21 protein-coding genes are annotated in these 23,555 nt (G+C 66.6%); 15 read left to right on the top strand and 6 right to left on the bottom strand.

The window, feature by feature from the left end; genetic code table 11:
• The first annotated feature begins 39 nt into the window (after positions 1-39).
• Both FB468_RS02330 and FB468_RS02325 read left to right on the top strand, forming a co-directional pair.
• Positions 40-861: a helix-turn-helix transcriptional regulator gene (locus FB468_RS02330; protein ID WP_141885921.1), complete on the top strand. Its 822-nt coding sequence runs from the start codon at positions 40-42 to the stop codon at positions 859-861.
• Positions 858-2,054, top strand: coding sequence for a winged helix-turn-helix domain-containing protein (locus tag FB468_RS02325; protein ID WP_141885920.1), 1,197 nt, complete (start codon positions 858-860; stop codon positions 2,052-2,054). The genes FB468_RS02330 and FB468_RS02325 overlap by 4 nt, the downstream gene beginning before the upstream one ends.
• A 143-nt stretch (positions 2,055-2,197) precedes the next feature.
• On the opposite strand, the gene FB468_RS02320 is transcribed toward FB468_RS02325, so the two are convergent.
• Positions 2,198-2,785: a DIP1984 family protein gene (locus FB468_RS02320; protein WP_170219605.1), complete on the bottom strand. Its 588-nt coding sequence runs from the start codon at positions 2,783-2,785 to the stop codon at positions 2,198-2,200.
• 44 nt (positions 2,786-2,829) lie between these two features.
• Positions 2,830-2,964, bottom strand: coding sequence for a hypothetical protein (locus FB468_RS17540; RefSeq protein WP_281290254.1), 135 nt, complete (start codon positions 2,962-2,964; stop codon positions 2,830-2,832).
• Between FB468_RS17540 and FB468_RS02315 the strand changes: the two genes are divergently transcribed.
• A complete protein-coding gene (locus tag FB468_RS02315; RefSeq protein WP_141885919.1) occupies positions 2,963-4,003 on the top strand; it encodes an alcohol dehydrogenase catalytic domain-containing protein in 1,041 nt (346 codons plus the stop codon). The two genes, FB468_RS17540 and FB468_RS02315, sit on opposite strands and share 2 nt — an antisense overlap.
• A 67-nt stretch (positions 4,004-4,070) precedes the next feature.
• Entirely contained in the window at positions 4,071-6,158 is a 2,088-nt protein-coding gene (gene uvrB, locus FB468_RS02310; RefSeq protein WP_141885918.1) for an excinuclease ABC subunit UvrB, read from the top strand.
• 54 nt (positions 6,159-6,212) lie between these two features.
• Here the strand turns inward: uvrB and FB468_RS02305 are convergent, their stop codons facing one another.
• Complete coding sequence (locus tag FB468_RS02305; RefSeq protein ID WP_141885917.1) at positions 6,213-6,611, bottom strand: VOC family protein; 399 nt, start codon at positions 6,609-6,611, stop codon at positions 6,213-6,215.
• Positions 6,612-6,703: 92 nt separating this feature from the next.
• On the opposite strand from FB468_RS02305, the gene FB468_RS02300 reads away from it, so the two are divergent.
• Positions 6,704-7,210, top strand: a complete 507-nt coding sequence (locus tag FB468_RS02300) for a hypothetical protein (RefSeq protein ID WP_141885916.1) — start codon at positions 6,704-6,706, stop codon at positions 7,208-7,210.
• A gap of 54 nt (positions 7,211-7,264) precedes the next feature.
• On the opposite strand, the gene FB468_RS02295 is transcribed toward FB468_RS02300, so the two are convergent.
• Positions 7,265-8,101, bottom strand: coding sequence for a siderophore-interacting protein (locus FB468_RS02295; protein WP_141885915.1), 837 nt, complete (start codon positions 8,099-8,101; stop codon positions 7,265-7,267).
• Between the two features lie 149 nt (positions 8,102-8,250).
• On the opposite strand from FB468_RS02295, the gene uvrA reads away from it, so the two are divergent.
• The 10 genes from uvrA (at position 8,251) to FB468_RS02245 (ending at position 20,802) form a co-directional block, all read left to right on the top strand.
• Positions 8,251-11,310 carry an excinuclease ABC subunit UvrA gene (gene uvrA / locus FB468_RS02290; RefSeq protein ID WP_211359064.1) on the top strand — a complete coding sequence of 1,020 codons (3,060 nt, stop codon included), beginning with the start codon at positions 8,251-8,253 and terminating at the stop codon, positions 11,308-11,310.
• A gap of 40 nt (positions 11,311-11,350) precedes the next feature.
• Positions 11,351-13,294, top strand: a complete 1,944-nt coding sequence (uvrC, locus tag FB468_RS02285) for an excinuclease ABC subunit UvrC (protein ID WP_141888074.1) — start codon at positions 11,351-11,353, stop codon at positions 13,292-13,294.
• On the top strand, positions 13,287-14,165 hold the full coding sequence (gene rapZ, locus FB468_RS02280; RefSeq protein ID WP_141885914.1) for an RNase adapter RapZ: 879 nt from the start codon (positions 13,287-13,289) through the stop codon (positions 14,163-14,165). The genes uvrC and rapZ overlap by 8 nt, the downstream gene beginning before the upstream one ends.
• A 59-nt stretch (positions 14,166-14,224) precedes the next feature.
• A complete protein-coding gene (whiA, locus tag FB468_RS02275) occupies positions 14,225-15,199 on the top strand; it encodes a DNA-binding protein WhiA (RefSeq protein ID WP_141885913.1) in 975 nt (324 codons plus the stop codon).
• A gap of 84 nt (positions 15,200-15,283) precedes the next feature.
• Positions 15,284-15,901, top strand: coding sequence for a superoxide dismutase (locus tag FB468_RS02270; protein ID WP_141885912.1), 618 nt, complete (start codon positions 15,284-15,286; stop codon positions 15,899-15,901).
• 22 nt (positions 15,902-15,923) lie between these two features.
• The gene (locus tag FB468_RS02265; protein ID WP_141885911.1) at positions 15,924-17,141 is read left to right on the top strand and encodes a phosphoglycerate kinase; all 1,218 of its coding nucleotides are present in this window, start codon (positions 15,924-15,926) and stop codon (positions 17,139-17,141) included.
• The gene (gene tpiA / locus FB468_RS02260; protein ID WP_141885910.1) at positions 17,138-17,944 is read left to right on the top strand and encodes a triose-phosphate isomerase; all 807 of its coding nucleotides are present in this window, start codon (positions 17,138-17,140) and stop codon (positions 17,942-17,944) included. Before FB468_RS02265 ends, tpiA begins: the two co-directional genes overlap by 4 nt.
• A 99-nt stretch (positions 17,945-18,043) precedes the next feature.
• Positions 18,044-18,292 (top strand): preprotein translocase subunit SecG, encoded by a 249-nt coding sequence (secG, locus tag FB468_RS02255; protein WP_141885909.1) that lies wholly within the window; start codon positions 18,044-18,046, stop codon positions 18,290-18,292.
• A 23-nt stretch (positions 18,293-18,315) separates the two neighbouring features.
• Entirely contained in the window at positions 18,316-18,681 is a 366-nt protein-coding gene (locus tag FB468_RS02250) for an RNA polymerase-binding protein RbpA (RefSeq protein WP_141885908.1), read from the top strand.
• 165 nt (positions 18,682-18,846) lie between these two features.
• Positions 18,847-20,802, top strand: coding sequence for an acetoacetate--CoA ligase (locus tag FB468_RS02245; RefSeq protein WP_170219604.1), 1,956 nt, complete (start codon positions 18,847-18,849; stop codon positions 20,800-20,802).
• Between the two features lie 75 nt (positions 20,803-20,877).
• Here the strand turns inward: FB468_RS02245 and FB468_RS02240 are convergent, their stop codons facing one another.
• Together FB468_RS02240 and tal are read right to left on the bottom strand one after the other, a co-directional pair.
• Positions 20,878-22,425, bottom strand: a complete 1,548-nt coding sequence (locus FB468_RS02240; RefSeq protein WP_141885906.1) for a glucose-6-phosphate isomerase — start codon at positions 22,423-22,425, stop codon at positions 20,878-20,880.
• The gene (gene tal, locus FB468_RS02235) at positions 22,422-23,531 is read right to left on the bottom strand and encodes a transaldolase (RefSeq protein ID WP_141885905.1); all 1,110 of its coding nucleotides are present in this window, start codon (positions 23,529-23,531) and stop codon (positions 22,422-22,424) included. Before tal ends, FB468_RS02240 begins: the two co-directional genes overlap by 4 nt.
• Between the last annotated feature and the right edge of the window lie 24 nt (positions 23,532-23,555).

Here is a 23,555-nt window from a genome sequence, read left to right as displayed (position 1 = left end):
AGTGAGCGTAGGTACTAGTACTGGGAGTACTATGATCTGATGATTCGCCCACGCACAGCCCGCGGCCAACAGCTCGGAGAGTTTCTCGCCACCAAGCGGCGCACCCAGTCTCGCGCCGCACTCGGCCTGCCGCCGGGCAACCGCCGCAGCGAGACGGGCCTGAGCCGCGAAGAGGTTGCGACGCTCTCGGGGATCAGCGTGAGCTGGTACACCTGGCTCGAGCAGGGGCGCGAAATCAATGCCTCCGACCAGGTCTTGAACGCCGTCGCGCGCGTGCTCCAGCTCACCGAGCCGGAAACCGAGTACGTCCACGCCCTCGCCTCGCCGGGCCGGGCGCAGGTGCCGCCGCCACCTGACGAGGCGCCCGCCCACCTGCTGAACCTCATCCGCTCGTTCGAGTTTCCCGCGTTCATCCTGACGAGCGATTGGACGATTGTCGGGTGGAACGCCGGGTACGAGTGGCTCTACGGGCCGATCGTCGCGGCGCCGGCGGAGGAACGCAATCTGCTGCGCATCATCTACACCGACCCTCGCAACCGCGCGCTGCTGCCAAACTGGGAGCGCGACAGCCGAAGCTTTCTCGCCGAGTTCAGAGCGGAGTCGGGCGTGCGTCTGAGCTCGGAGCGGCACCGGGCGCTCATCGAGTCGCTGACCGAGCTCAGCCCCGAGTTTCGAGAGCAGTGGGCAGAGCAGACAGTGAGCCGCTTTACGTCACGGCTGCGCACGTTTACTCACCCGACCGACGGGGAACTCGTGTTTGAGCACCACAGGCTCGTACCCTCAGACGCCGCTGACATGCACGTCGTGATCTACGCGCCGGTGCCAGAAACGTCGGTGGGTAGCGGTAGCGTGGCCTCATGACACCCGCAGGAGCAACCGCCTCGCTCAGCGCAGCCGAGGCCCGCCGAGTCTCGCTCGCCGCGCAGGGGTTCACGAACTCAAGACGCATGGGTGTGCGACGCCCGTTCGACTCGGCCCTGTCGCGCTTGCACGTGCTGCAGATCGACTCCGTGAACGTGTTCTCACGCAGCCACTACATGCCGGTGTTCTCCCGCCACGGGGGATACTCGCAAGACCGGCTCGACGAGCACCTCTGGGGGAGCGGCGAGTTCACGGAGTATTGGGCGCACGAGGCCGCGTTCATTCCCGTGTCCGACAGGCCGCTTTTCGGCTGGCGCATGGATGACTTTCGTGCCCGGCACACCCGCGACGGCCGCTGGGAGCGCCTCGAGCCCACCATCCGGGCGGTGCGGGAGCGCTTGCGGGCCGACGGCCCCCAGCTCGTCAGGGAACTCGAGGATGGCCCGCGTGAGAAGCGCGGCCCCTGGTGGGACTGGAGCGACACCAAGCACGCCGTCGAGGTACTGTTCGCCGCCGGGGAGGTTGTCGCTGCGGGCCGCGAGTCCTTTCAGCGGCGCTACGCGCTTGCCGAGGACATCATTCCCGAGGCGCACCTCCGGTCTGTCGCTCGCGCTGACGCACAACGTAAACTCGTTTCGCGGGCGGCTCGCTCACTCGGCGTCGGCACACTCGCAGATATTGCGGACTACCACCGCTTGAAGACCCCCGAAGCCCGGGTCGCCGTTGCTGCGCTCGTCGAGTCGGGTGAGCTCGTTCCCGTCGAGGTCGAGGGGTGGCTCGCGAAGTCTGGGAAGCCTGAGCAGGCCTGGCTCCACCGCGACGCCGCTGTGCCATCGCGACTCGCCCCGGACGCGCTGCTCACGCCCTTCGACCCGGTTGCGTGGTTCCGGCCCCGCGCCGAGCGGATCCACAGGTTCCACTACCGGATAGAGATCTACACGCCGAAGGAGAAGCGTCAGTTCGGCTATTACTGCCTGCCGCTCCTTGTGGGCGGGCGCCTCGCGGGTCGGATCGACCTCAAGGCCGACCGCGCCGGTAACGCGCTGCTCGTGCAGGCGGCCTGGCAAGAGCCCGGCGCGCCGCGCCAGACGGCGGACGTGGCCGCCTCGCTCCTGCGTGAGGCTGCAACCTGGCAGGGGCTTTCCGATATTCGATTGTCAGGCGTCGGCAATCTCGCACTCAGGCCTGACTAACGAGCAGCCCACCACGCAAAATGTCCCCGTTCCCACCCTCCCGATTCGACCCCGGCACGCGGTAGTGCACTGTGCGGCGTGAGCAGTCACGTGTGCGAAGTGCTGGGCTGCACTGTGAACGCGTTGGGCTGCCCGCCACCCTGCTAAGAGCCAGAGTTGCCCGTCTGGCGCGGGGTGTGCCCGCTGGTCGAGTCGGTACCGACTCGCGTGTGTGAAGTTGTGGATTGCCGAAGCGGTGCCCGGCTAGGCGAAGATCGAGCCTTGCGCAGCTCCCGCGCGAGTACGTCAGCCTGCCCTCGAAGCTCGGGAACGGGAAGCACCGACACCTGCCGCAGCTCCGAGCGCATCTGACGGTACACGCCCTGATCCTGCGCCGCGTCGGCGGCCTCGACAAGGATCGAGTGGCGTAAGCGCAGGCCATCCCGGCGCGCAAGCGCGTCGGTCATGGTCACCTGCGCGGTGGTGGCGGCGCCACTCTGCTGGCGGCGCCGGCCGCCACTCGGAGATTTGGGGGCGATCTCAAGCTTGATCGCCGAGTTCGTTGCGTTGATGCTCCGGACGAGCGCCTCGAGCTCACCCGCAGCGAGCTCGGCCTCCGCCAGCAGCGCTGCCGCGTCCTCAACGGGAGTGTCACCCTCCTGGTGACGCGCGTTCGCAACAATGCGCGAGCGCAACTGCGCGATTCGTTTCTGCGTATCGCCGCGGAGCGCAAGCGCTTCTGCGAGTTTCACCAGTGATCCCACTCTCGTTCGATGCCCAGCCAAGGACGGCCAGGCTACCACGGGGTGTGTGAGGTTCTCGTGCGCAGCCTGCGCTCACACGCGACAGTCAGGTCTCGCCGGAGTAGCCTGAGGAGACGGAGCGCTCGGCGCCGCACGGGGCCGAGCGCCTGCGAAAGGATACGATTCATGCGCGCAGTGACCTACGTTCGAAACAACACCGTCGAGGTGCACGACAAGCCGGTTCCAGAAATCGCCCCGGATGAGGTGCTCTTGCGTGTCGGAGGCGCTGGCGTCTGCCATTCTGACATCAGCATTATCGCCGGCGGCGACGACAGCCCGCTCGTGGGAAGCACGCTCGGGCACGAAGTCGCGGGGTACGTCCACGCACTCGGCGCGGACGTGTCGGGCTGGGAGGTTGGCGACGGCGCGATCGTGTCACTTATTCTGTCGTGCGGCCGCTGCCGGGAGTGCCTCGCTGGGCGCGACAACCAGTGCGAGGTCGTCGCACCGCGTGGCAGCCTCGCTCCGCTCTCCCCGGGCATCGGCAGCCCCGGCGGGATGGCTGACTTCTTGGCCGTGAAGGCACACCATCTCGATCCGATCGGGGACCTGGATCCCGTCACAGCAGCCCCCCTCGCTGATGCAGCGCTCACACCAATGCACGCCATCAATACCGTGCGTAACCGCATGACCGGCGACGCGACCGTCGTGCTCATCGGGCTCGGTGGTCTCGGCCACATGGCCCTGCAGATACTCGCAGCGACGACCGGCGCGCGCGTCATCGCCCTCGATACTGACCCCAACAAGCTCGCGTTCGCACGCGAGCACGGCGCTGACCTCGCGATCCCGAGCGACGGCGACGCCGCTGCGCGGATCCTCTCGGAGACCGGGGGAGTCGGCGCCGACGTGGTGCTCGATTTCGTTGGCGTGCAGCCGACCGTGAACCTCGCCGTGGCCGTGGTGCGCGGCGGCGGCGCGATCCGCTTCGTCGGGCTCGGCGGCGGCACCTTCGAGTACCGAGCGGGCGCGGGCGCGGGGCTCCCGTGGGGCGTGAACATCGAGCGCGCGTACGGGGGCACGCGAAGCGATATGCGCGAGGTGGTTGCGCTTGCGCAGGCTGGCAAGATCTCCGTCGAGGTCGTGCGCTACTCGCTTGACGACGCACCGCAAGCGTTCGATGACCTGCACCACGGCAAGATCGCGGGCCGAGCGGTACTCATCCCGTAGCGCGTTCGCTGATCGCCCTATGCGAACAAAGTTTCGAATAGGGCGATCAGTGGATTAGCATTGACCCATGGAAACTACCCGCAGCGTTCGCCCGTTCGAGGTCGTCAGTGAGTACGAGCCGAGTGGAGATCAGCCGCAGGCGATTGAGCAGCTCGCGAGCCGAATCAACGCGGGAGAGACCGACATTGTGCTGCTCGGCGCCACGGGCACCGGCAAGTCTGCGACGACGGCGTGGCTGATCGAGCAGGTGCAGCGCCCGACACTCATTCTCGCCCACAACAAGACCCTCGCGGCGCAGCTCGCAAACGAGTTCCGTGAGCTCATGCCCAACAATGCCGTCGAGTACTTTGTTTCGTACTACGACTACTACCAGCCCGAGGCCTACGTGCCGCAGACCGACACATTCATTGAGAAGGACTCGTCGGTGAACGCCGAGGTCGAGCGCCTGCGCCACTCGACGACGAACTCGCTGCTCAGCCGCCGCGACGTCGTCGTGATCTCGACGGTCTCGTGCATCTACGGCCTCGGTAAGCCTGAGGAGTACTACGAGGCGATGGTGCCGCTGCAGGTCGGCGATCGCCTCGACCGCGATGTGCTGCTGAGGCGGTTCGTCGAGATGCAGTACCAGCGCAACGACATCGAATTCGTGCGCGGAAACTTCCGCGTGCGCGGCGACACCGTCGAGATCATTCCGATGTATGAAGAGCTCGCTATCAGGGTCGAGTTCTTCGGCGATGAGATCGAGGCGCTGTACTACCTGCACCCGCTCACCGGTGAGGTCGTCAAGCAGGTCGACAGCGTGTCAGTGTTCCCCGGGTCGCACTACGTCGCGAGCCGCGAAGTCATGAACCGGGCCATGCGTGACATTTCGACTGAGCTGGAAGCCCGCTCGGCAGAGCTGAAGTCGCAGAACAAGCTCGTCGAGGAGCAGCGCTTGCGCATGCGCACAACGTTTGACCTCGAGATGATGGAGCAGATCGGTTTCTGCTCGGGCATCGAGAACTATTCGATGCACATGGATGGGCGCGTGCCGGGGGAGGCGCCGCACTGCCTACTCGATTACTTCCCCGACGACTTCCTCGTCGTGATCGACGAGTCGCACGTCACGGTGCCGCAGATCGGCGCGATGTACGAGGGTGACTCGTCGCGAAAGCGCACGCTCGTCGACCACGGCTTCCGCCTCCCGAGCGCCCTCGATAACCGCCCGCTGAAGTTTGGCGAGTTCAAAGAGCGCGTCGGGCAGACCGTGTACCTGTCGGCGACGCCCGGAAAGTACGAGATGGAGCTCGCTGACGGCGTTGTCGAGCAGATCATCCGCCCGACCGGGCTCGTCGACCCCGAGATCGTCGTCAAGCCCTCCGAGGGGCAGATCGACGACCTGCTCGAAGAGGTTCGCCGCAGGGTCGAGCGCGATGAACGCGTGCTCGTGACGACGCTCACGAAGAAGATGGCCGAGCAGCTCACGACGTTCATGGAAGAGGCCGGGGTCCAGGTCCGCTACCTGCACTCCGACGTCGACACGCTGCGTCGCGTCGAGCTACTCACGGAGCTGCGAGCCGGCGTGTTCGACGTGCTCGTCGGCATCAACCTGCTCCGCGAGGGCCTCGACCTGCCCGAGGTCTCGCTCGTCGCGATCCTCGACGCTGACAAAGAGGGCTTCCTCCGCTCGTCGACCTCGCTCATTCAGACGATCGGCCGCGCGGCGCGAAACGTGTCAGGCGAGGTCCACATGTACGCCGACAGAATCACGCCGTCGATGCAGCTCGCAATCGAGGAGACGAACCGCCGCCGTGAGATTCAGGTGGAATACAACACGAAGCACGGCATCGACCCGAAGCCGCTGCGCAAGAAGATCGGCGACATCACCGAGGTGCTCAACCGCGAGGCGGCCGACACTGACGAGGTGCTCGCGAATCGCACATCCCGCCACGCCCAAAAGGGATCACCGCAGCGCGCAAAGGGCAAAGCCGCATCGCGCGCCGGCGCGATCGGCGCGGAGGGCGCCGACAAGCTCGAGGAGATCATCGCCGACCTCACCTCGCAGATGCTGCTTGCGGCTGAGGAGCTGAAGTTCGAGCTCGCCGCTCGCCTGCGCGACGAAGTGTCAGAGATGAAGCGCGAGCTGCGAAGCATGGACGCCGCGGGCCACATCTAGCCGGTGCTGCGGTGGCACCGAGCCGGGCGGCAACCGCCGACCCGGCCCAGCCAGCTACGAGCCCGGCAGCGGTGCGTAGATGTCGACGGCGTTGCCGTCGGGGTCCATGACAGTCGCGTATCGCTGCCCCCAGAACGCATCCCACGGTTCGACCCGCGCGGTTGCGCCTCCAGCGGTGAGTTTCGCGAATACCGTATCGACCTCCGCCGGCGAGCCGGCCTGGAACGCAAAGGCGACGCGGTGGCTGCCCGTCGGAACTTCGTAGGCGGGGTCGAACCCCTGGATGGTCTCGAGCGTGTCCCACCCGATCCGCATGCCACCGGGAGGCACCGCCTCGACGTGCGCTTCGCCGTCGGCGTCGGCGGGGATCTCGAGTCCGAGCTCGCGGTAGAACGCGAGCGAGGCCGCGAGGTCGGTCGTTACGATTCCGATGAAGTCAAGTGTCAGGCTCATGGTGGAATCGTAGCCCCAACCGCCGTCATCCATTGTGTTGATCTTTTGGGGTTTTTGCGGCACCACTGGGGCACCAGTCGTACGCTGAGGGCATGACCTGGGAATCTCTTCTGCTGAAGTTCGACAGGCTTGCCGGTGGACGACAGGCCGGAGTTCGCATCGCCGAGGCCGACCGCACCCACCAAAGGACAAGGCGCGCCTTCGCGTGGATCTGGTGGCTGCTCGGCGTCGAAGTGCTGCTCGGGGTCGGCGCGGTCGCCGTCGCGCTCGTCCTCGCGAGCTCGGGTGCGCCCGTGCCGATCGCGGTGTGGGTTCGAACGGTCGTCGTGCTCGGGATGACGCTCACCCTCGGGTACTTCGCCTGGCGAGCGTCGGACGGATGGCGCTGGGCCTACCAGCGACTGCGACTGTTCTCGCAGATCTTCCCCGTGGTGACCCTCGTCATGGCTGCGATTCCCGGGCTCTACCCGGGCTGGATGGTCACCGAACAGATCCTCTTCAGCCTCGTCATGATCGGTATCGCAGACTTCCTCACCAGCGACCACATGCGCCACGCCTACGGGTCGATCGACCCCGGCGCCACTGCTGCAATCCGCTAGGGGCAGGCCGTGCCGCGCCCGAACCCGTGCGAGCGCCCCGGCCGGAGACCGGCCCTAGATCTGACCGATCGCCTCCCGCTTCTCGGCCTGGAAGCGGTCCTCGCGCCTACCGTAGGCCCAGTAGGGGGAGAGCGACAGCTGTGCGCGCTCGAGGTCACGCTCATCCGTGAAGTAGGGCCTGAGGGCCTTCATCGCTCCACGCTCGCCGTGCACGAAGACCTGCACGCGCCCGGGGCGCCACGGTGCAGCCCGGACAGCGTCAACAAGCACGGACGACGTGCCGGCCTCCGCAGCGCCGCGGAACAACCAGGTCACTGAGATTCCCAACGGTGCAGCAAGTTCGAGCACGTCGGCCTCGCCACCAACCTCAATGAAGCAGTCGCCAACTGCGTCGGCGGGCATTGCTTCGAGCGCCGAGGCGATCGCCGGGATCGCGGACTCGTCGCCCGCAAGCAGGTGCCAGTCTGCGCTCGGGTCTGGCGCGTAGCCACCGCCGATACCGCGCAGCACGACCGGGTCTCCAGGCTGGGCCGAGTCTGCCCAGGGGCCAGCCACGCCCTCGGTGCCGTGAACGACGAAGTCGATCCAGAGTTCGCCCGCCTCGTGGTCAACCCGCCGAACGGTGTAGGTGCGAGTTGAGGGAACGAGGTCAGCGCCGAGCTCATCGCGGAGCGCATCGAGGTCGTAGGGTGGCGCGATGTCACTGCCGGGCTGCCTGAAGAGCATCTTGCTGTAGGCGTCGGTGTGCCCGCCCGCGTCGACCTCAGCCATCGCTGGGCCGTGCGCCACAATGCGCACGAGGTGGGGGCTGAGCTGCACACGCTCCTTCACCTCGAGCACAATCTGGGGCCGAGCGGGGCGCTGGCGCGTAGCTGTAGCAGGAGCGGTCATGGTCTCTACCTCATTCATCTGATGATCTGTCCCAACCCTCAACCCTGGCACACTCTTGCAAAGTTCTCTAGGAGTCGGCCGAAAGCGAACATGCAGATTGTTTAGAACACACGTTCGAATCAAGGGCCCGAACCCGCTAAGCTGGGGGAGTGACTTCTCAGAGCAAAACACCTATCCGCTCCTCCGCGGCGCACGCGCACATCAGCGTTCAGGGCGCCAGGGTACACAACCTCAAGAACGTCGACCTGTCGATTCCCCGCGACTCGCTCGTCGTCTTCACCGGGCTCTCCGGGAGCGGGAAGTCGAGCCTCGCATTCGACACGATCTTCGCCGAGGGGCAGCGGCGCTATGTCGAGTCGCTGAGCGCCTACGCCCGGCAGTTTCTTGGCCAGGTCGATCGGCCCGACGTCGACTTCATCGAGGGCCTGAGCCCGGCGGTGTCGATTGACCAGAAGTCAACGAACCGCAATCCCCGCTCGACGGTCGGCACAATCACGGAGATCTACGACTACATGCGTCTGCTCTGGGCGCGCGTCGGTATCCCACACTGCGCGGTGTGCGGTGAGCGCATCGAGTCGCAGACCGTCCAGCAGATCGCTGACAGGCTCATGGAGCTCGAAGAGCGAACCCGGTTCCAGGTACTCGCACCTGTCGTGTCGAAGAAGAAGGGCGAGTTCGTCGACCTCTTCCAGGAGCTCGCCGCAACCGGTTACTCGCGCGCGATCGTCGATGGCGAGCTCATCCAGCTCAGTGACCCGCCCAAGCTCAAGAAGCAGATTAAGCACGACATCTCGGTCGTCATCGACCGACTCGTCGCGTCCCCGGATGGCCTCGGTCGTCTCACCGACTCGCTCGAGACGGCGCTCCGCCTCGCCGACGGCACGGTGCAGATCGATTTCGTCGACCGCGACGAGAAGGCCGACGACCGGGTGCAGGTCTTTTCCGAGCACCTTTCGTGCCCGAACCAGCACCCGGTGCAGCTCACCGAGATCGAACCGCGCACCTTCTCGTTCAACGCGCCGTTCGGCGCGTGCCCGACGTGTTCGGGCCTCGGCACGAGCATGTCGGTCGACGAAGACCTCGTGCTGGGTGACCCTGAGCTCTCCATCAGCGAGGGCGTCATCATCCCCTGGACGAGCCAGGGCAAGAGCCTGTACCAGTACTACGAGAAGCTTCTCGTAGGGCTTTCGAAAGACCTCGAGTTCTCGCTCAAGACTCCCTGGGGCGAGCTCGATGAATACGTGCGCGAAGCCGTGCTCCGCGGCAACGACTTCAAGGTCAACGTCCGCTGGAAGAACCGCTTCGGGCGCGAGGTGAAGTACACGAGCGGCTTCGAAGGGGTTATCCCGTTCATCGAGCGGCAGTACGCCGAGGCCGAGAGCGACAACCGGCGCGAGCGCTGGTCAGAGTTTCTGCGTGAAGTCCCCTGCCACGTCTGCAACGGCCAGCGGTTGAAGCCGGAGGTGCTCGCGGTCACCGTCGACGACGAGTCGATCGCGAGTGTCGGCGAGTTCAGCCTGCTCGACGCGAAGCACTTCTTCGACAGCGTTGAGCTCAGCGAGCGCGACGCGAAGATCGCCGCGCAAGTGCTGCGCGAGATCCGCCTTCGCTTCGACTTCCTCATCGAGGTCGGTCTTGGATACCTCACGCTCGCCCGCGCTGCTGGCACGCTCTCCGGCGGCGAAGCACAGCGCATCCGTCTCGCCACCCAGATCGGGTCTGGGCTGACCGGCGTGCTCTACGTGCTCGACGAGCCCTCGATCGGGCTGCACCAGCGCGACAATCGACGCCTCATCGAGACGCTCGTAAAGCTCCGTGACCTCGGCAACACGCTCATCGTTGTCGAGCACGACGAGGAGACCATCGAGGCCGCTGACTGGCTCGTCGACATCGGCCCGGGCGCTGGTGTTGAGGGCGGCACCGTCGTGCACTCGGGCCTGCTGCCCGCGCTGCGCGAGAACACGAACTCGGTCACGGGTGACTACCTCGCCGGCCGGCGAGCCATCGAGACCCCGAAGGGGCGCAGGCCGCTCGACAAGCACCGCGAACTGAAGGTCGTCGGCGCGCGCTCGAACAACCTCAAGAACGTCGACGCGACGTTCCCCCTCGGCGTGATGACCGCGGTCACCGGCGTCTCAGGGAGCGGCAAGTCGACGCTCGTGAACGACGTGCTGTACCGCGTGCTCGCCAACCAGCTCAACGGCGCCCGCATGGTTCCGGGCAAGCACACCCGCGTCACGGGACTCGAACACCTCGACAAGGTCGTCCATGTCGACCAGGCGCCGATCGGCCGCACCCCGCGCTCGAACCCGGCGACCTACACCGGCGTGTTCGACAAGATTCGCAACCTGTTCGCGGATACCCCGGAGGCGAAGACACGGGGGTACCTGCCCGGCAGGTTCAGCTTCAACGTCAAGGGCGGCCGCTGCGAGGCTTGCTCTGGCGACGGCACGCTGAAGATCGAGATGAACTTCCTTCCCGACGTCTACGTTGCCTGCGAGGTGTGCGGGGGCAACCGGTACAACCGCGAGACGCTGCAGGTGCGCTACAAGGGCAAGAACATCGCCGAGGTGCTCGAGATGCCGATCGCCGAGGCGGAGCAGTTCTTCGAGCCGATCTCATCGATCCACCGCTTCATGAAGACCCTCGTCGACGTCGGCCTCGGCTACGTCAGGCTCGGCCAGAGCGCGACGACGCTGTCAGGCGGTGAGGCCCAGCGCGTGAAGCTCGCGACCGAGCTGCAGAAACGCTCGAACGGGCGCAGCATTTACGTGCTCGACGAGCCGACGACGGGCCTGCACTTCGAGGACGTGCGCAAGCTGCTGCTCGTGCTCAACGGCCTCGTCGACAAGGGCAACACCGTGATCACCATCGAGCACAACCTCGACGTGATCCGCAGCGCCGACTGGGTGATCGATCTCGGCCCTGAGGGCGGCTCGGGCGGCGGGACGATTCTCACGGTCGGCACGCCGGAGCAGGTCGCGAAGCACCCGGAGAGCCACACCGGCCAGTTCCTCGCGGAGGCGCTTGAGAAGGCCCCGGTCGCAAAGACCGCCCGGAAGTCGCTCGCTCCGGCTCCGGCGGCGGTGAGTGCTCCCGCGAAGAAGGCGCCAGCGAAGAAAGCAGCGGCGAAGAAGACGGCCACAACGAAGCAGGCAGCGCGCAAGCGACCCGCCGCTCGAACCGCAGCAGCGCAGGTAGCCGAGTGAGGCGCCTGGCGTGAGCGACGATCCTCGTCACGAGGGCGAGCTGGCCACTGAGCCCGCGGACCCCCGTGACGCGTTCAAACCGGCGGCGGGGGAGATCCCGACGAGCCCTGGCGTCTACCGATTCTCGGACCGCCAGGGTCGAGTGCTGTACATCGGCAAAGCGAAGAACCTCCGCGCCCGGCTCGCGAACTACTTCCAACCGATGCACTCGCTCATGCCGCGCACGCGCCGCATGCTGTCGCTCGCCTCGAACGTTGACTGGACGGTCGTCGCGAGCGACACCGAGTCGCTCGTGCTCGAGCACACCTGGATCACGGAGTACAAGCCGCCCTTCAACGTGCAGTTTAAGGACGACAAAACCTACCCGTACCTCGCGGTGACCCTGGGCGAGGAGGCGCCCCGGCTCATCATCACGCGGAACGAGCGCATCAAGGGCGCCCGGTACTTTGGGCCGTACCCGAAGGTGTGGGCGATCCGCGAGACGGCGGCCCTGCTCCAACAGGCGTTTCCGATTCGCACGTGCAACGACGCTGATTACAAGCGCGCGATGTCGAGCGGAAAGCCCTGCCTCGCCGGCCAGATTGGCCGCTGCTCAGGGCCCTGCTCACACACGATCTCCGTTGAGGCGCACCGCGAGCGCGTTGGCGAGCTCGTGTCGTTTCTGAGTGGCAACTACCAGTCGCAGTTCCGCAAACTCCAGCGCGAGATGAAGGACGCGGCCGCCGAGCAGCGCTACGAAGACGCCGCGCGCCTGCGGGATCAGATCGTCGCGGTCGAGCACGTCATGGAGAAGAACGCGATCGTGCTCGGCCACGAGGTTGACGTCGACGCATTTGGGTTGCGTGTTGACGAGCTCTCGGCCGCGCTTCACCAGTTCATCATCCGCGGGGGCCGCGTGCGGGGCGAGCGGAGCTGGATCGTCGACGTTGAGCTCGACGACTCGCCCGGGCGGCTCCTCGAGCAGGTGCTACAGACCGCGTACGAGGGCGGTCACGAGCCGCCGCCGGAAGTGCTCGTACCCCAGCTTCCCGATGGGCTCGCGTCGCTTGAGGAGACGCTCTCGACGCTGCGCCCGCGTCGGGGCAAAGTGCACATTCGCACCCCCGAACGCGGGGACAAAGCGCAGCTGATGGACCGGGCGACCCTCAATGCGGGCGAGAACCTCATGCGCTACAAGCTCAAGCGGGCCGCTGACATCACGTCGCGCACGGACGCACTCGCCGAACTGCAGCAGGCCCTCGGACTTTCTGAGGCCCCTCTCCGCATCGAGTGCATCGACGTGTCGCACCTGCAGGGCACCGGCGTCGTCGCCTCGCTTGTGGTGTTCGAGGATGGGCTCCCGGCGAAGAGCGAGTATCGCAAGTACCGCATCGAGGAGACCACCGACGACACCGACTCGATCTACCAGGTCGTCTCCAGGCGCTCGGCGCAGCTCAACCTCGCCCGCGAGTCGGGGGAGCGGCCCTCGGGCGCCTACCGCGCCCGACCCCAGCTCATCATCGTCGACGGCGGTGAGCCGCAGGTGAAGGCAGCGCATCGCGCGCTGCGCGAAGCCGGGATCACCGACGTCGCTCTCTGCGGCATCGCAAAGCGGCTCGAGGAGCTTTGGCTCCCGGAGGATCCGTTCCCGGTGGTGCTTCCGCGCACGAGCGAGGCGCTGTTCCTCGTGCAGCGGGCCCGTGACGAGGCACACCGTTTCGCGATTACGTTCCAGCGGCAGCGCCGGAGCGAGGCGATCGCCTCACAGCTCGCCGACGTGCCCGGGCTGGGTCCGAAGCGGGTGCAGCAGCTGCTCAGGCATTTCGGTTCGGCGACGCGCCTGAGGGCCGCGTCAGTTGCGGAGCTCGCGGCCGTGCCCGGCATTGGCGAGCGGACGGCAGAACAGATTCTCAGCCACCTTACCCGACTCCGAAAGAGCTCGCCTGACGCTAAGATTGACGATGCGCAGACAGACACGGAGCTTGAGGAGGTAGCGGATGAATGAGGTCACAACAGGTCAGGAGATCCTGATCGTCACCGGCATGTCCGGGGCTGGCCGAAGCACCGTCGCGAACACCCTCGAGGACCTCGGCTGGTATGTCGTCGACAACCTGCCGCTCTCGATGGTGAAGACCCTCGCTGACATGGCCGACAAGTCGGGTGGCGCGCTTCCGCGCATCGCCGCGGTTGTCGACGTGCGCGGTCGGGATCTTTTCGCAGATATCCAGGAGACCGTCAACGAGCTTCGCCACACCGCGACGGTTCGCGTGGTCTTCCTTGATGCGGCTGACGATATTCTCGTGCGCCGCTACGAGAGCGTTCGCCGCCCGCACCCGCTCCAGGTTGAGGCCGGGGGCCTGCTTGAGGGCATCCGCCTCGAGCGCGAACGCTCGCAAGAGCTTCGCGCGACGAGCGACGTTGTGGTCGATACTTCGAGCTACAACGTGCACCAGCTCACGACCGCGACTCGCGAGATGTTCTCTGCGGAGGACACGGCAGGGCTACAGCTCACGGTGATGAGCTTTGGGTTTAAGTACGGCGCCCCGACCGACGTCGACCTCATGGCCGACATGCGGTTCATCCCGAACCCGTTCTGGGAGACCGAGCTTCGCCCGCTCACTGGAGTTGACCCGGCTGTGAAGGACTACGTCCTCAGCCGCGAGGGCGCCTCCGAGTTCATTGACGCTTACGTAGCGGCGCTCACACCGGTGTTCGCCGGGTTCCAGCGCGAGAACAAGCGTCACGCATCGCTCGCCATTGGGTGCACCGGCGGCAAGCACCGCTCCGTGGCTGTCGCCCGCGAGCTCGCAGACCGGCTTGCCGGTCTGCCCGGCGTGAGCGTTCAGCTCCGCCACCGCGACCTCGGTCGCGAGTAAATGCCGGCGCGCTTCGCCGTCATTTAGTTTGCTATTCACCTGTTTCGAAAGGAATATCTGTGCCGAGTACCGCCGATGTCATGAGCGAGCTGGTGAAGCTCCCCGTGCAACGGACCGGGGAGAGAATGGCGGAACTCGCCACGATCCTGCGCTTGTCTGGCGGCCTACACACGATCAACGGGCGCATTGCCCTTGAAGCTGAACTGCACACTCCGCAGACGGTTCAGCGCGTGCGAAAAGACCTTGCGGAGCTGTACGGCGTGCGCGCCGAGGCCCGACAGTTGCCCCCCACCAGCGTGCGCCCGGGCGCACCCCAGTTCCTTGTCCGCGTGATCGATGGCGAGACCCTCGCCCGCCAGCTCGGGCTGCTCGATCAGCGCCGCCGGCCGATCCGCGGCTTGCCGAATCGCGTCACCACCGGTGACGCCAAGGAACTCGCTGCCGCACTTCGCGGCGCGTTCCTCGCCCGCGGCAAGATCACGCCTCCCGGTCGCACCGTGAGCCTCGAGGTCGTCTGCCCGAGCAGCGAGACGGCGATGGCCCTCGTTGGGGCGGCGAGCCGCATCGGCGTAGACGCGAAGAGCCGCGATATTCGCGGTGTCTCGAAGCTGCTCGTTCGCGATGGTGAGGCCATCGGGTCTCTCCTCGGGATCATGGGCGCCGAAGAGTGCCGCGCCGCCTGGGACAACCTGCGGAAGGCGCGCGAGACGCGTGCGACCGCGAACCGTCTCGTGAACTTTGATGATGCGAACCTGCGCCGGTCGGCCGAGGCCTCGGTCGCGGCCTGCGCCCGCGTTGAGCGCGCGCTCGAGATCCTTGGCTCAGATGTGCCCGACCACCTCGGCTACGCGGGCCAGCTTCGCCTCACGCACCGCGAGGCGAGCCTCGACGAGCTCGGCGCCCGCGCCGATCCGCCGCTGACGAAGGACGCGATCGCCGGGCGTATCAGGCGCCTGCTCGCCATGGCGGACAAGGCCGCTGAGGATCAGGGCATCCCCGGCACCGAGGCGAGCGTTCCTGAGGAACTCGTCTGATCTAGCTCGCAGCGAACACTCGTCTCACCGGGTGTTCCCGCAATAGACTGCCTATCAGAAGCACTCAACAGAAAAGGAGCTGCCATGACCGCATACTCACTCCCTGAACTTCCCTACGATTACGCTGCCCTTGAGCCGCACATCAGCGGCAAGATCATGCAGTTGCACCACGACAAGCACCACCAGGCGTACGTCACCGGAGCGAACACCGCGCTCGAGCAGCTCGCTGAGGCGCGCGAATCGGGCAACCTCGCACCCGTGAACAAGCTGGAGAAGGACCTCGCGTTCAACGTGGGCGGCCACGTGAACCACACGATCTTCTGGAACAACATGTCGCCCGACGGCGGCGGCCGCCCCGAGGGCGAACTCGCGTCGGCGATTGACGAGTTCTTCGGTGACTTCGAGAAGTTCCAGGCGCACTTCACCGCGACCGCGATGGGCGTGCAGGGCTCGGGCTGGGCCGTGCTCGCATGGGACACCCTCGGTCAGCGCGCGAACATCGTGCAGATGTTCGACCAGCAGGGCAACCTCCCCGCCGGCACCGTTCCGCTGCTCATGCTCGATTGCTGGGAGCACGCGTACTACCTCGACTACCTCAACGTTCGCGCTGACTACGTCAAGGCTTTCTGGAACATCGCGAACTGGCAGGACGTCGCGAAGCGGTTTGAGACCGCTCGCAGCCAGACGCCCGGCCTGATCTAACCCAGCTCACCCGTAAGGAACCATGCGCACCCTCGATTCGCTCGGCCCGTTGGGGTCGAAAACTGTTATTGTCCGATGTGACCTCAACGTCCCCCTCGCAACCGACGAGAACGGGGCGAAGAGCATCACCGATGACGGCCGGATTCGAGCGTCGCTCACGACTATTCGTGAGTTGCGCGAGGCCGGAGCGCGAATCGTGCTGATCAGCCATCTTGGCCGGCCGGAGGGCGCTCCCGACGAGCGCTTCTCGCTGCGACCGGTTGCTGCGCGCATGGCTGAGCTGCTCGGCGCACCGGTGGGCTTCGTCGACGAAACCGTCGGCGAAGCCGCCGCTGCCGCTGTCGCCGCGCTCTCCGACGGCGACGTCCTTCTGCTTGAGAACCTCCGGTTCAACCCGGGGGAGACGAGCAAGGACGACGCGGCTCGCGGAGCGTTCGCCGCCCAGCTTGCGGCTCTCGGCGACGCGTTCGTCTCCGACGGCTTCGGCGTCGTACACCGGAAGCAGGCGAGCGTCTACGACCTCGCGAAGCTGCTGCCGAGCGCTGCCGGCCGCCTTGTTGCCGCCGAGCTTGAGGTGCTTGAGCGTCTCACTGAGAAGGCCGACCGGCCCTACGCCGTCGTTCTCGGCGGCTCAAAAGTCTCCGACAAGCTTGGCGTCATCGCACACCTGATTGAGCGCGTCGACACGCTGCTCGTCGGCGGCGGGATGGTCTTCACTTTCCTCGCAGCGCAGGGCCACGCGGTTGGCGCGAGCCTTCTCGAGGAGGATCAGCTCGATACGGTGCGCGGGTACCTCGAACAGGCCGTCTCCCGGGGCGTTCGCATCGTGCTTCCGACGGACATCGTCGTTGCTGAGAGCTTCGCAGCTGACGCCGCGCACGAGGTTGTCCCCGCCGATGCCATCGAGTCGAGCTCGTTCGGCGCCGCGGGGCTTGGCCTCGACATCGGGCCCGACTCGGCCGCCGCATTCGCCGCGGCCATCAACGACTCTGCGACCGTCTTCTGGAACGGGCCAATGGGCGTGTTCGAGATGGCCGCGTTTGCCGAAGGCACGCGCACGGTCGCTCAGGCCCTCACCGACACCGAGGGCTTCACCGTTGTCGGCGGCGGCGATTCCGCTGCCGCTGTTCGCGCGCTCGGGTTCGCCGACGACGCGTTCGGCCACATCTCGACGGGCGGAGGCGCAAGCCTTGAGTTCCTCGAAGGCAAGTCGCTCCCCGGACTGGAGGTCCTCGCATGAATGACGCACCCGCACCCGTAGTCGCCCGCACGCCCCTCATCGCAGGCAACTGGAAGATGAACTTCGACCACCTGCAAGCGATCGCGTTCGTGCAGAAGCTCGCGTGGAGCCTCAAGGACGCGCAGCACAACTACGCTGACGTCGAGGTGGCGGTATTCCCGCCGTTCACCGACCTCCGCTCGGTGCAGACGCTGCTCGCAGCCGACAAGCTGCCCGTCGCACTCGGTGCCCAAGACGTTTCGCCTGAGGCCGCCGGTGCGTTCACCGGAGACGTCTCAGCCGCGATGCTCGGGAAGCTTGACGTGCGCTACGTCTTGGTGGGCCACTCGGAGCGCCGCGCCGGGCACAACGAGTCCGACGACACCGTGGGCCTCAAGGCTCGCGCAGCGGTCGCGGGCGGCATGGTGCCCGTGATCTGTGTCGGCGAGACGGCAGAGGATCTCGAGACGCACGGCGCGGCCGCGATCCCCGTGGCACAGCTCACCGCGGCCCTCGCCCACCTGCCAGCAGACGCTGAGATCGTCGTTGCCTACGAGCCCGTGTGGGCCATCGGCAGTGGCGAGCCCGCAACACCCGAGCAAGCGGAAGAGGTCGGGAAGGCGCTCCGCGAGGTGCTTCGCACCGAGCGCGGTGACGCCATCGCCGACGCCACCCGGGTACTCTACGGCGGTTCGGTCGCGAGCCAGAACGTCGCTTCGTACCTCAAGCAGCCGAACCTTGACGGCGCGCTCGTCGGAGGCGCGAGCCTGAAGGTCGACGAGTTCAGCCGCATTGTCCAGTTCAAGAAGCACGTGACGGTCTAGCCCCAACCTTCCCGACACCTGGGCGGCATCCGCCCGATTTCACACGCCGGGGTATACTGGAGGCTGACTTATTGCGCCTCGCTGCGAAAGGCACCTATTTTGCTCGTACTGAAGATTGCTCTGATCACGCTTCTCGTGATCACGAGCCTGCTGCTCATCATGTTCGTTCTGCTCCACAAGGGGCGCGGCGGCGGGCTGTCAGACATGTTCGGTGGTGGAGTGACGTCGAGCCTAGGTTCGTCTGGCGTCGCTGAGCGCAACCTCAACCGCCTCACAGTGATCGTTTCACTCGTGTGGTTCTTTTCGATCGTGGGCATTGGCCTCGTCGATCGTTTTACGCTTATCTAGCATTTTTCGAAAGCAGGTCATCCGTGGCAGGCAGTAACGCCATTCGCGGTGCGCGCGTCGGATCCGGCCCCATGGGGGAGATGGATCACGGCGTGCGCGCAGAACGCAAGAAGGTCTCGTACTGGGACGCGCTCGGAAACGAGACGGTTCGCTACTTCGCGGCCGACGTTGCCGACGAGGACATTCCCGAGCAGATCGATTCGCCGTCGACGGGCCTCCCCGCAGGCCAGGACCAGGCGAACCCGCCTGAGCTCGCGAAGAACGAGCCCTACAAGACGCACCTCGCCTACGTGAAGGAGCGGCGCACCCCTGAGGAAGCCGAAGAGCTCCTCGAGGCCGCGCTGCTGAAGCTTCGCCAGCGCCGCGGCACTGCGAAGCTCACCGCGTAAGTACCACTCATCGACCGGTTCGGTCAAGGCGGCAGAGGCCCGACATCGTGTCGGGGCCTCTGCCGTTTCTGCGCTCGATGCGCTCGGATCCGCTTCCCGAACAGTTGTTCTAGGATGGGGAGGAGAGCACAACTCAGCACACATCTCAGAGTGGAAAAGGTAGCAATGACGCAGCCCCAGTGGACCCCAACACCCGAAGCGATCGATGCCGCAGCAGTGACTGACCTCGCGCGCTGGCTCGTCGAGCACCGCGGACTCGACGCGGCGGCGGTCGGTGACTATGACGCACTCCATGCGTGGTCAGTCGCCCATCCCGGCGAATTCTGGAGCGGGGTTGCCGAGCATCTAGGGGCGGGGTTCGTAGCGCAGCCCACCGCCGCGCTCACCGGCACGGGCGTACGGGACGCCGTCTGGTTCGCCGGCGCAACCCTGAACTTCGCTGACCGTCTCCGCCTCGGTGAGGGCGACCAGCAGGCCGTGGTCGTCGAGCACGAAGACGGCCGCACCGACGCCCACACTTACGACCAGCTTCGCTCAGACGTCGCCTCGATGGCGGCCTACCTCACGAGCGTCGGCGTCGCCCCGGAAGATCGGGTCGTCGGCTACCTGCCGAACTGCTACGAGGGGGTTGTTGCTTTCTACGCGGCCGCGAGCATTGGAGCGACCTGGTCGCAGACAGGCATCGACTACAACGCGCCCGCGGCAGCCGACAGGCTCGGGCAACTTGGCGCGACGGTACTCGTGACTGGCACCGGCTACGTGTTCCGAGGGAAGACCTTCGACCGCACACCCGAGGTTGCCGCGCTCCGCGAGCTGCTGCCGACCGTCACAACGACCGTTGTCGTGCCGACCCTCGCCTGCACCGGCCCCGTCGACGGCGGGATCGAGTGGTCCGCTGCACTCGCAGCCGGTGGGCCCGCAGAGTTCGGCCCCGCCCCGGTGCCCTTCGAGCATCCGCTCTGGGTGCTGTTTACCTCGGGCACAACCGGCAAGCCGAAGGGCATCGTGCACGGACACGGGGGAGTGCTGCTTGAGCAGCTGAAGTCGCTCGGGCTCCACTCCGACCTCCGGAAGGGCGAGACGCTGTTCTGGTACACGACCCCCAACTGGATGATGTGGAATATCCAGGTGAGCACCCTGCTCTTCGGGGCGACGGCGATCCTCTACGTGGGCGATCCGCTCTACCCGGGCGCAGAGCGCCTCTGGCAGCTCGTGGACCGGCACGGCGTCAATGTGTTTGGAACGAGTCCCGGACAGATCCTCGCGAGCGCCGCCGCGGGTGTCGAGGTGCCGCCGTGCGAGTCGCTGCGCCTGATCTCGAGCACTGGTTCGCCGCTGCCCGCCGCGGCGAACCAGTGGGTGCGCTCTGTCTTTGGCGACCGAGTTCCGATCAACTCAGTGAGCGGCGGCACTGATATCGTCGGCGGGTTCGTCGGCGGCTCACCGATCACACCGGTGTGGGACGGTGAGATCTCGGCGCGTACGCTCGGAGTCGCCCTCGAGGTCTGGGATGACGCTGGCAACCCGATCGTGGACGAGGAGGGCGAGATGGTGATTACGCAGCCGCTGCCCTCGATGCCGCTCCGGTTCTGGGACGATGCCGATGGCAGCCGATATCACGACGCGTACTTCTCCACGTTTGACGGGGTGTGGCGCCAGGGGGACTGGGCGACGCTCACCTCGCGTGGCACCGTCATCATGCACGGCCGATCAGACGCGACCCTCAACCGCCGCGGCATCCGCCTTGGAAGCGCAGAGATCTACGCTGCAGTCGAGGAGCTCCCGGAGGTGCTCGACTCGCTCGTCATCGGTATCGACCGCGAGAACGGCGACTACTGGATGCCAATCTTCATTGTGCCGGGCAGTGGCTGGCGCGCCGACGAGTCCGAGAACAGAATTCGGGAAGTCATCGCCGCTCGCGCGTCGAAGCATCACGTCCCCGACGAGGTTATCCTCACCCCGGCGGTACCCCGCACGCGCACCGGAAAGAAGATGGAAGTGCCCATCAAGCGGATCCTGCTCGGCGCAGACCCGGCGGCGATCGGGTCGCTCGACGCGACCGATCAGCCCGATGCGCTCGTCTGGTTCCAACACTACGCTGCGGAGCGCGCGATCGCGTAGCGGGTCTCCCGCGCCCGGGCACAGGCCCGGCCCGGCCCGGGCGCAGGCCAGGCCAGGCCCGGGCGCGCGGCGGCGTTACCCTCTCGCGAGGAGGCCGCGCAGGAATCCGACGGGATCCTGCGTCTCCACAGATACGACGTCACGGCCGCGCTCCCGGAGCACGCTCGCGTCGCCGTGAGCCTGAGCTTCGAGCAGGGCGCCGAAGCCCGCTTCTTCGCCGGGGATTGCGACCTCCTGCGCGTCAACGCCGATAATCTGCAGGAACGTGCCGCAAGCGGGCCCGCCCTTGTGGAATTGCCCGGTGGAGTGCAGGTACCGCGGGCCATAGCCGAGGGCGACGGGCACCCCGAGCTCAGCTGACAGCTCCTGCCGCGCCCGCACCAGCAGGCCAGCGAGCTCTGGGTCGCCTGAATCGACGTACGCCTGAACGGCGAGGTACCCCTCCGGCAAAACGAGCTCGCGCAGTCGGGCGCGGATCTCAGCCGGAGCCGGCGCGGCAGGGGACGTCTGCGCGGGTGCGCCAAGCGACTCGCGTGTGGCGATCTTCGCGGCCTCGACATCGGGCTGATTGAACGGGTCGACCCCGACCAAGAAGCCCATCGCTGCGGTCGCGACCTGCCAGAGCAGCAGTTGCGCCCCGAGGGGTGCGAACACGCCAATGCCGCTGTCGCTGTCGCTGTCGCTTGAGCGTCCATCGTTTCCGAGGGCTTCGGCGGCCCCGAGACGCACGAGCGTCGCAGACGAGGCGCCACTCGGGGTCGCGCCAGCCGGGAGAGCAATCGGGAAGACGCCCTTGCCATCCTTGCCGGTCGACTCTGCGACGAGCTGCTCGATCCAGAGTCCAAACTCGGCTGGCAGGGTTCCGTCAGTCGTCAGCTCAGCCACGAAGCGCTCGGGCAGGTGCGCCGCGAGGGCGGCCGCGAGCACGAGGCCCGGGTTCTCGCCGCTGTCGAGCGCCAGTTCGTCGCGCACGCCCGCGGCGTCCGCAACGAGCTGTTGCATGTCGGCGCCCGCGAGAACGGAGGGCACAATACCGAAGGCAGTGAAGACTGAAAACCGCCCGCCGACGCTGGGGTCAGCGTTGAAGACGCGGTGGCCTGCACGCGTTGCCGCGTCTTCGAGGGCGGAACCGGGGTCGGTGACGACGATGATGCGACCTGCCGGGTCGACGCCGGCGCCGACGAACGCCGCCTCGAACGCCCGCATTTGGCTCATCGTCTCGACGGTGCCGCCCGACTTGGAGCTCACGATCACTGCGGTACGGGAGAGGTCGCCCTCAAGCGCGGCTCGCACCGTGTCGGGGTGCGTCGAATCGAGAACTCGCAGCGCGGGCGCGATCATGAGGGGCGCGAGGCTCGAGCCGCCCATGCCGCAGAGCACAAAGCTGTCAATGCCGTCGTCGAGGAGCTCGCGTCGCAGGTCCTCTGTGGCGGCCAACACCTCCGAGGCGTTGCCCTCGAAGTCGGTCCACCCCAGGCGTACCGCGGCCTCGACGGCCGCCTCAGCGCCCCAGAGCGAGGTGTCTTTCGAGAACAGCCGCGACGCGAAGCTCGCGTCACGGAGTGAGCCAAGGGCGCCGTCGAACGCGGCGTCCCGGCTCACGCCCGTGAGCGAGATAGTCATTCCGCCGACCTCAGAGCGCCCGCCACTGTCTCCAGGAGATCGTCCCAGGACGCATCGAACTTCGACAGCCCCTCAATTTCGAGCTTCTCGGTGACCTCGACGTAGTCGACGCCCTGCGCGTCGATGAGGTTGAGCACTTGGTTCGCCTCGCCGTAGGTGCCGCTCACGCGGTCGCCCCGGACCTCGCCGTGATCGGCGAGCGCATTCAGCGTTGCCTCGGGCATCGTGTTGACCGTGTTGGGCGCTGCGAGCTCGGTGACGTAGAGCGTATCGGGCAGGTTCGGATCCTTCACGCCCGTCGACGCCCAGAGCGGCCGCTGCGGGTTCGCGCCGAGCCCAACGAGCATCTTCGCGCGCTCGCTCGCAAAGGTCTCCTCGAAGACCTCGTAGGCGAGGCGTGCGTTCGCGACACCGGCCTGGCCCTTGAGGTCACGCGCCTCGGCGGTGCCGACGGCCTCGAGGCGGGCATCAATCTCAGTGTCGACGCGCGACACGAAGAACGAGGCGACCGAATGGATCTTCGAGATGTCGATACCGGCGGCGCGCGCCCGCTCGAGCCCCACGAGGTAGGCGTTGATGACCTGGCGGTAGCGCTCGAGGCTGAAGATGAGCGTGACGTTCACGCTAATCCCAGCCGCGATGACGTCGGAGATCGCTTCGAGCCCCTCGACCGTCGCAGGGATCTTGATCATTGCGTTCTCGCGGTCGACCTTCGCCCACAGCTCCTTGGCCTGCGCGACGGTACCGGCTGCATCGCGGGCGAGGCCGGGCTCGACCTCGATCGAGACGCGGCCATCCCGGCCACCGGTCGCCGCAAACACGCCCGCGAAAATATCGCAGGCGTCCGCGACATCGGCGGTCGTCAGCTCGGTAATCGTCGCGGCCGCGTCGAGCCCGCGCTTCGCGCAGTCTGCAATGCGATCCGCGTAGCCAACGCCCGAACCGATGGCGTTCTGGAAGATCGTCGGGTTCGTCGTCACACCGACGACGTTCACGGTCTCAGCGAGCTCGGCGAGCTGGCCGCTCTCGATCCGGGTTCGCGAGAGGTCGTCAAGCCAGATGCTGACGCCAACGTTGCTGAGTGCCTGGGTGCGCTCGTTGCTCATGGTGCTCCTTCGAAGCGGTCTGGT

Origin of the sequence: Leucobacter komagatae (assembly GCF_006716085.1) — a bacterium.
Lineage (GTDB): Bacteria > Actinomycetota > Actinomycetes > Actinomycetales > Microbacteriaceae > Leucobacter > Leucobacter komagatae.
The sequence above is the reverse complement of the archived record's forward strand: the minus strand, read 5'-3'. Positions and strand labels throughout refer to the sequence as shown.

Excerpts from the sequence above, each read along its gene's own strand:
- FB468_RS02325 (WP_141885920.1), top strand. The coding sequence starts at position 858 with ATGACACCCGCAGGAGCAACCGCCTCGCTCAGCGCAGCCGAGGCCCGC.
- tpiA (WP_141885910.1), top strand. The coding sequence starts at position 17,138 with ATGAATGACGCACCCGCACCCGTAGTCGCCCGCACGCCCCTCATCGCA.
- FB468_RS17540 (WP_281290254.1), bottom strand. The coding sequence starts at position 2,964 with ATGAATCGTATCCTTTCGCAGGCGCTCGGCCCCGTGCGGCGCCGAGCG.
- FB468_RS02240 (WP_141885906.1), bottom strand. The coding sequence starts at position 22,425 with ATGACTATCTCGCTCACGGGCGTGAGCCGGGACGCCGCGTTCGACGGC.
- FB468_RS02305 (WP_141885917.1), bottom strand. The coding sequence starts at position 6,611 with ATGAGCCTGACACTTGACTTCATCGGAATCGTAACGACCGACCTCGCG.
- FB468_RS02265 (WP_141885911.1), top strand. The coding sequence starts at position 15,924 with ATGCGCACCCTCGATTCGCTCGGCCCGTTGGGGTCGAAAACTGTTATT.
- FB468_RS02245 (WP_170219604.1), top strand. The coding sequence starts at position 18,847 with ATGACGCAGCCCCAGTGGACCCCAACACCCGAAGCGATCGATGCCGCA.
- FB468_RS02315 (WP_141885919.1), top strand. The coding sequence starts at position 2,963 with ATGCGCGCAGTGACCTACGTTCGAAACAACACCGTCGAGGTGCACGAC.
- FB468_RS02270 (WP_141885912.1), top strand. The coding sequence starts at position 15,284 with ATGACCGCATACTCACTCCCTGAACTTCCCTACGATTACGCTGCCCTT.
- uvrB (WP_141885918.1), top strand. The coding sequence starts at position 4,071 with ATGGAAACTACCCGCAGCGTTCGCCCGTTCGAGGTCGTCAGTGAGTAC.
- FB468_RS02330 (WP_141885921.1), top strand. The coding sequence starts at position 40 with ATGATTCGCCCACGCACAGCCCGCGGCCAACAGCTCGGAGAGTTTCTC.
- rapZ (WP_141885914.1), top strand. The coding sequence starts at position 13,287 with ATGAATGAGGTCACAACAGGTCAGGAGATCCTGATCGTCACCGGCATG.
- FB468_RS02295 (WP_141885915.1), bottom strand. The coding sequence starts at position 8,101 with ATGACCGCTCCTGCTACAGCTACGCGCCAGCGCCCCGCTCGGCCCCAG.
- FB468_RS02300 (WP_141885916.1), top strand. The coding sequence starts at position 6,704 with ATGACCTGGGAATCTCTTCTGCTGAAGTTCGACAGGCTTGCCGGTGGA.
- tal (WP_141885905.1), bottom strand. The coding sequence starts at position 23,531 with ATGAGCAACGAGCGCACCCAGGCACTCAGCAACGTTGGCGTCAGCATC.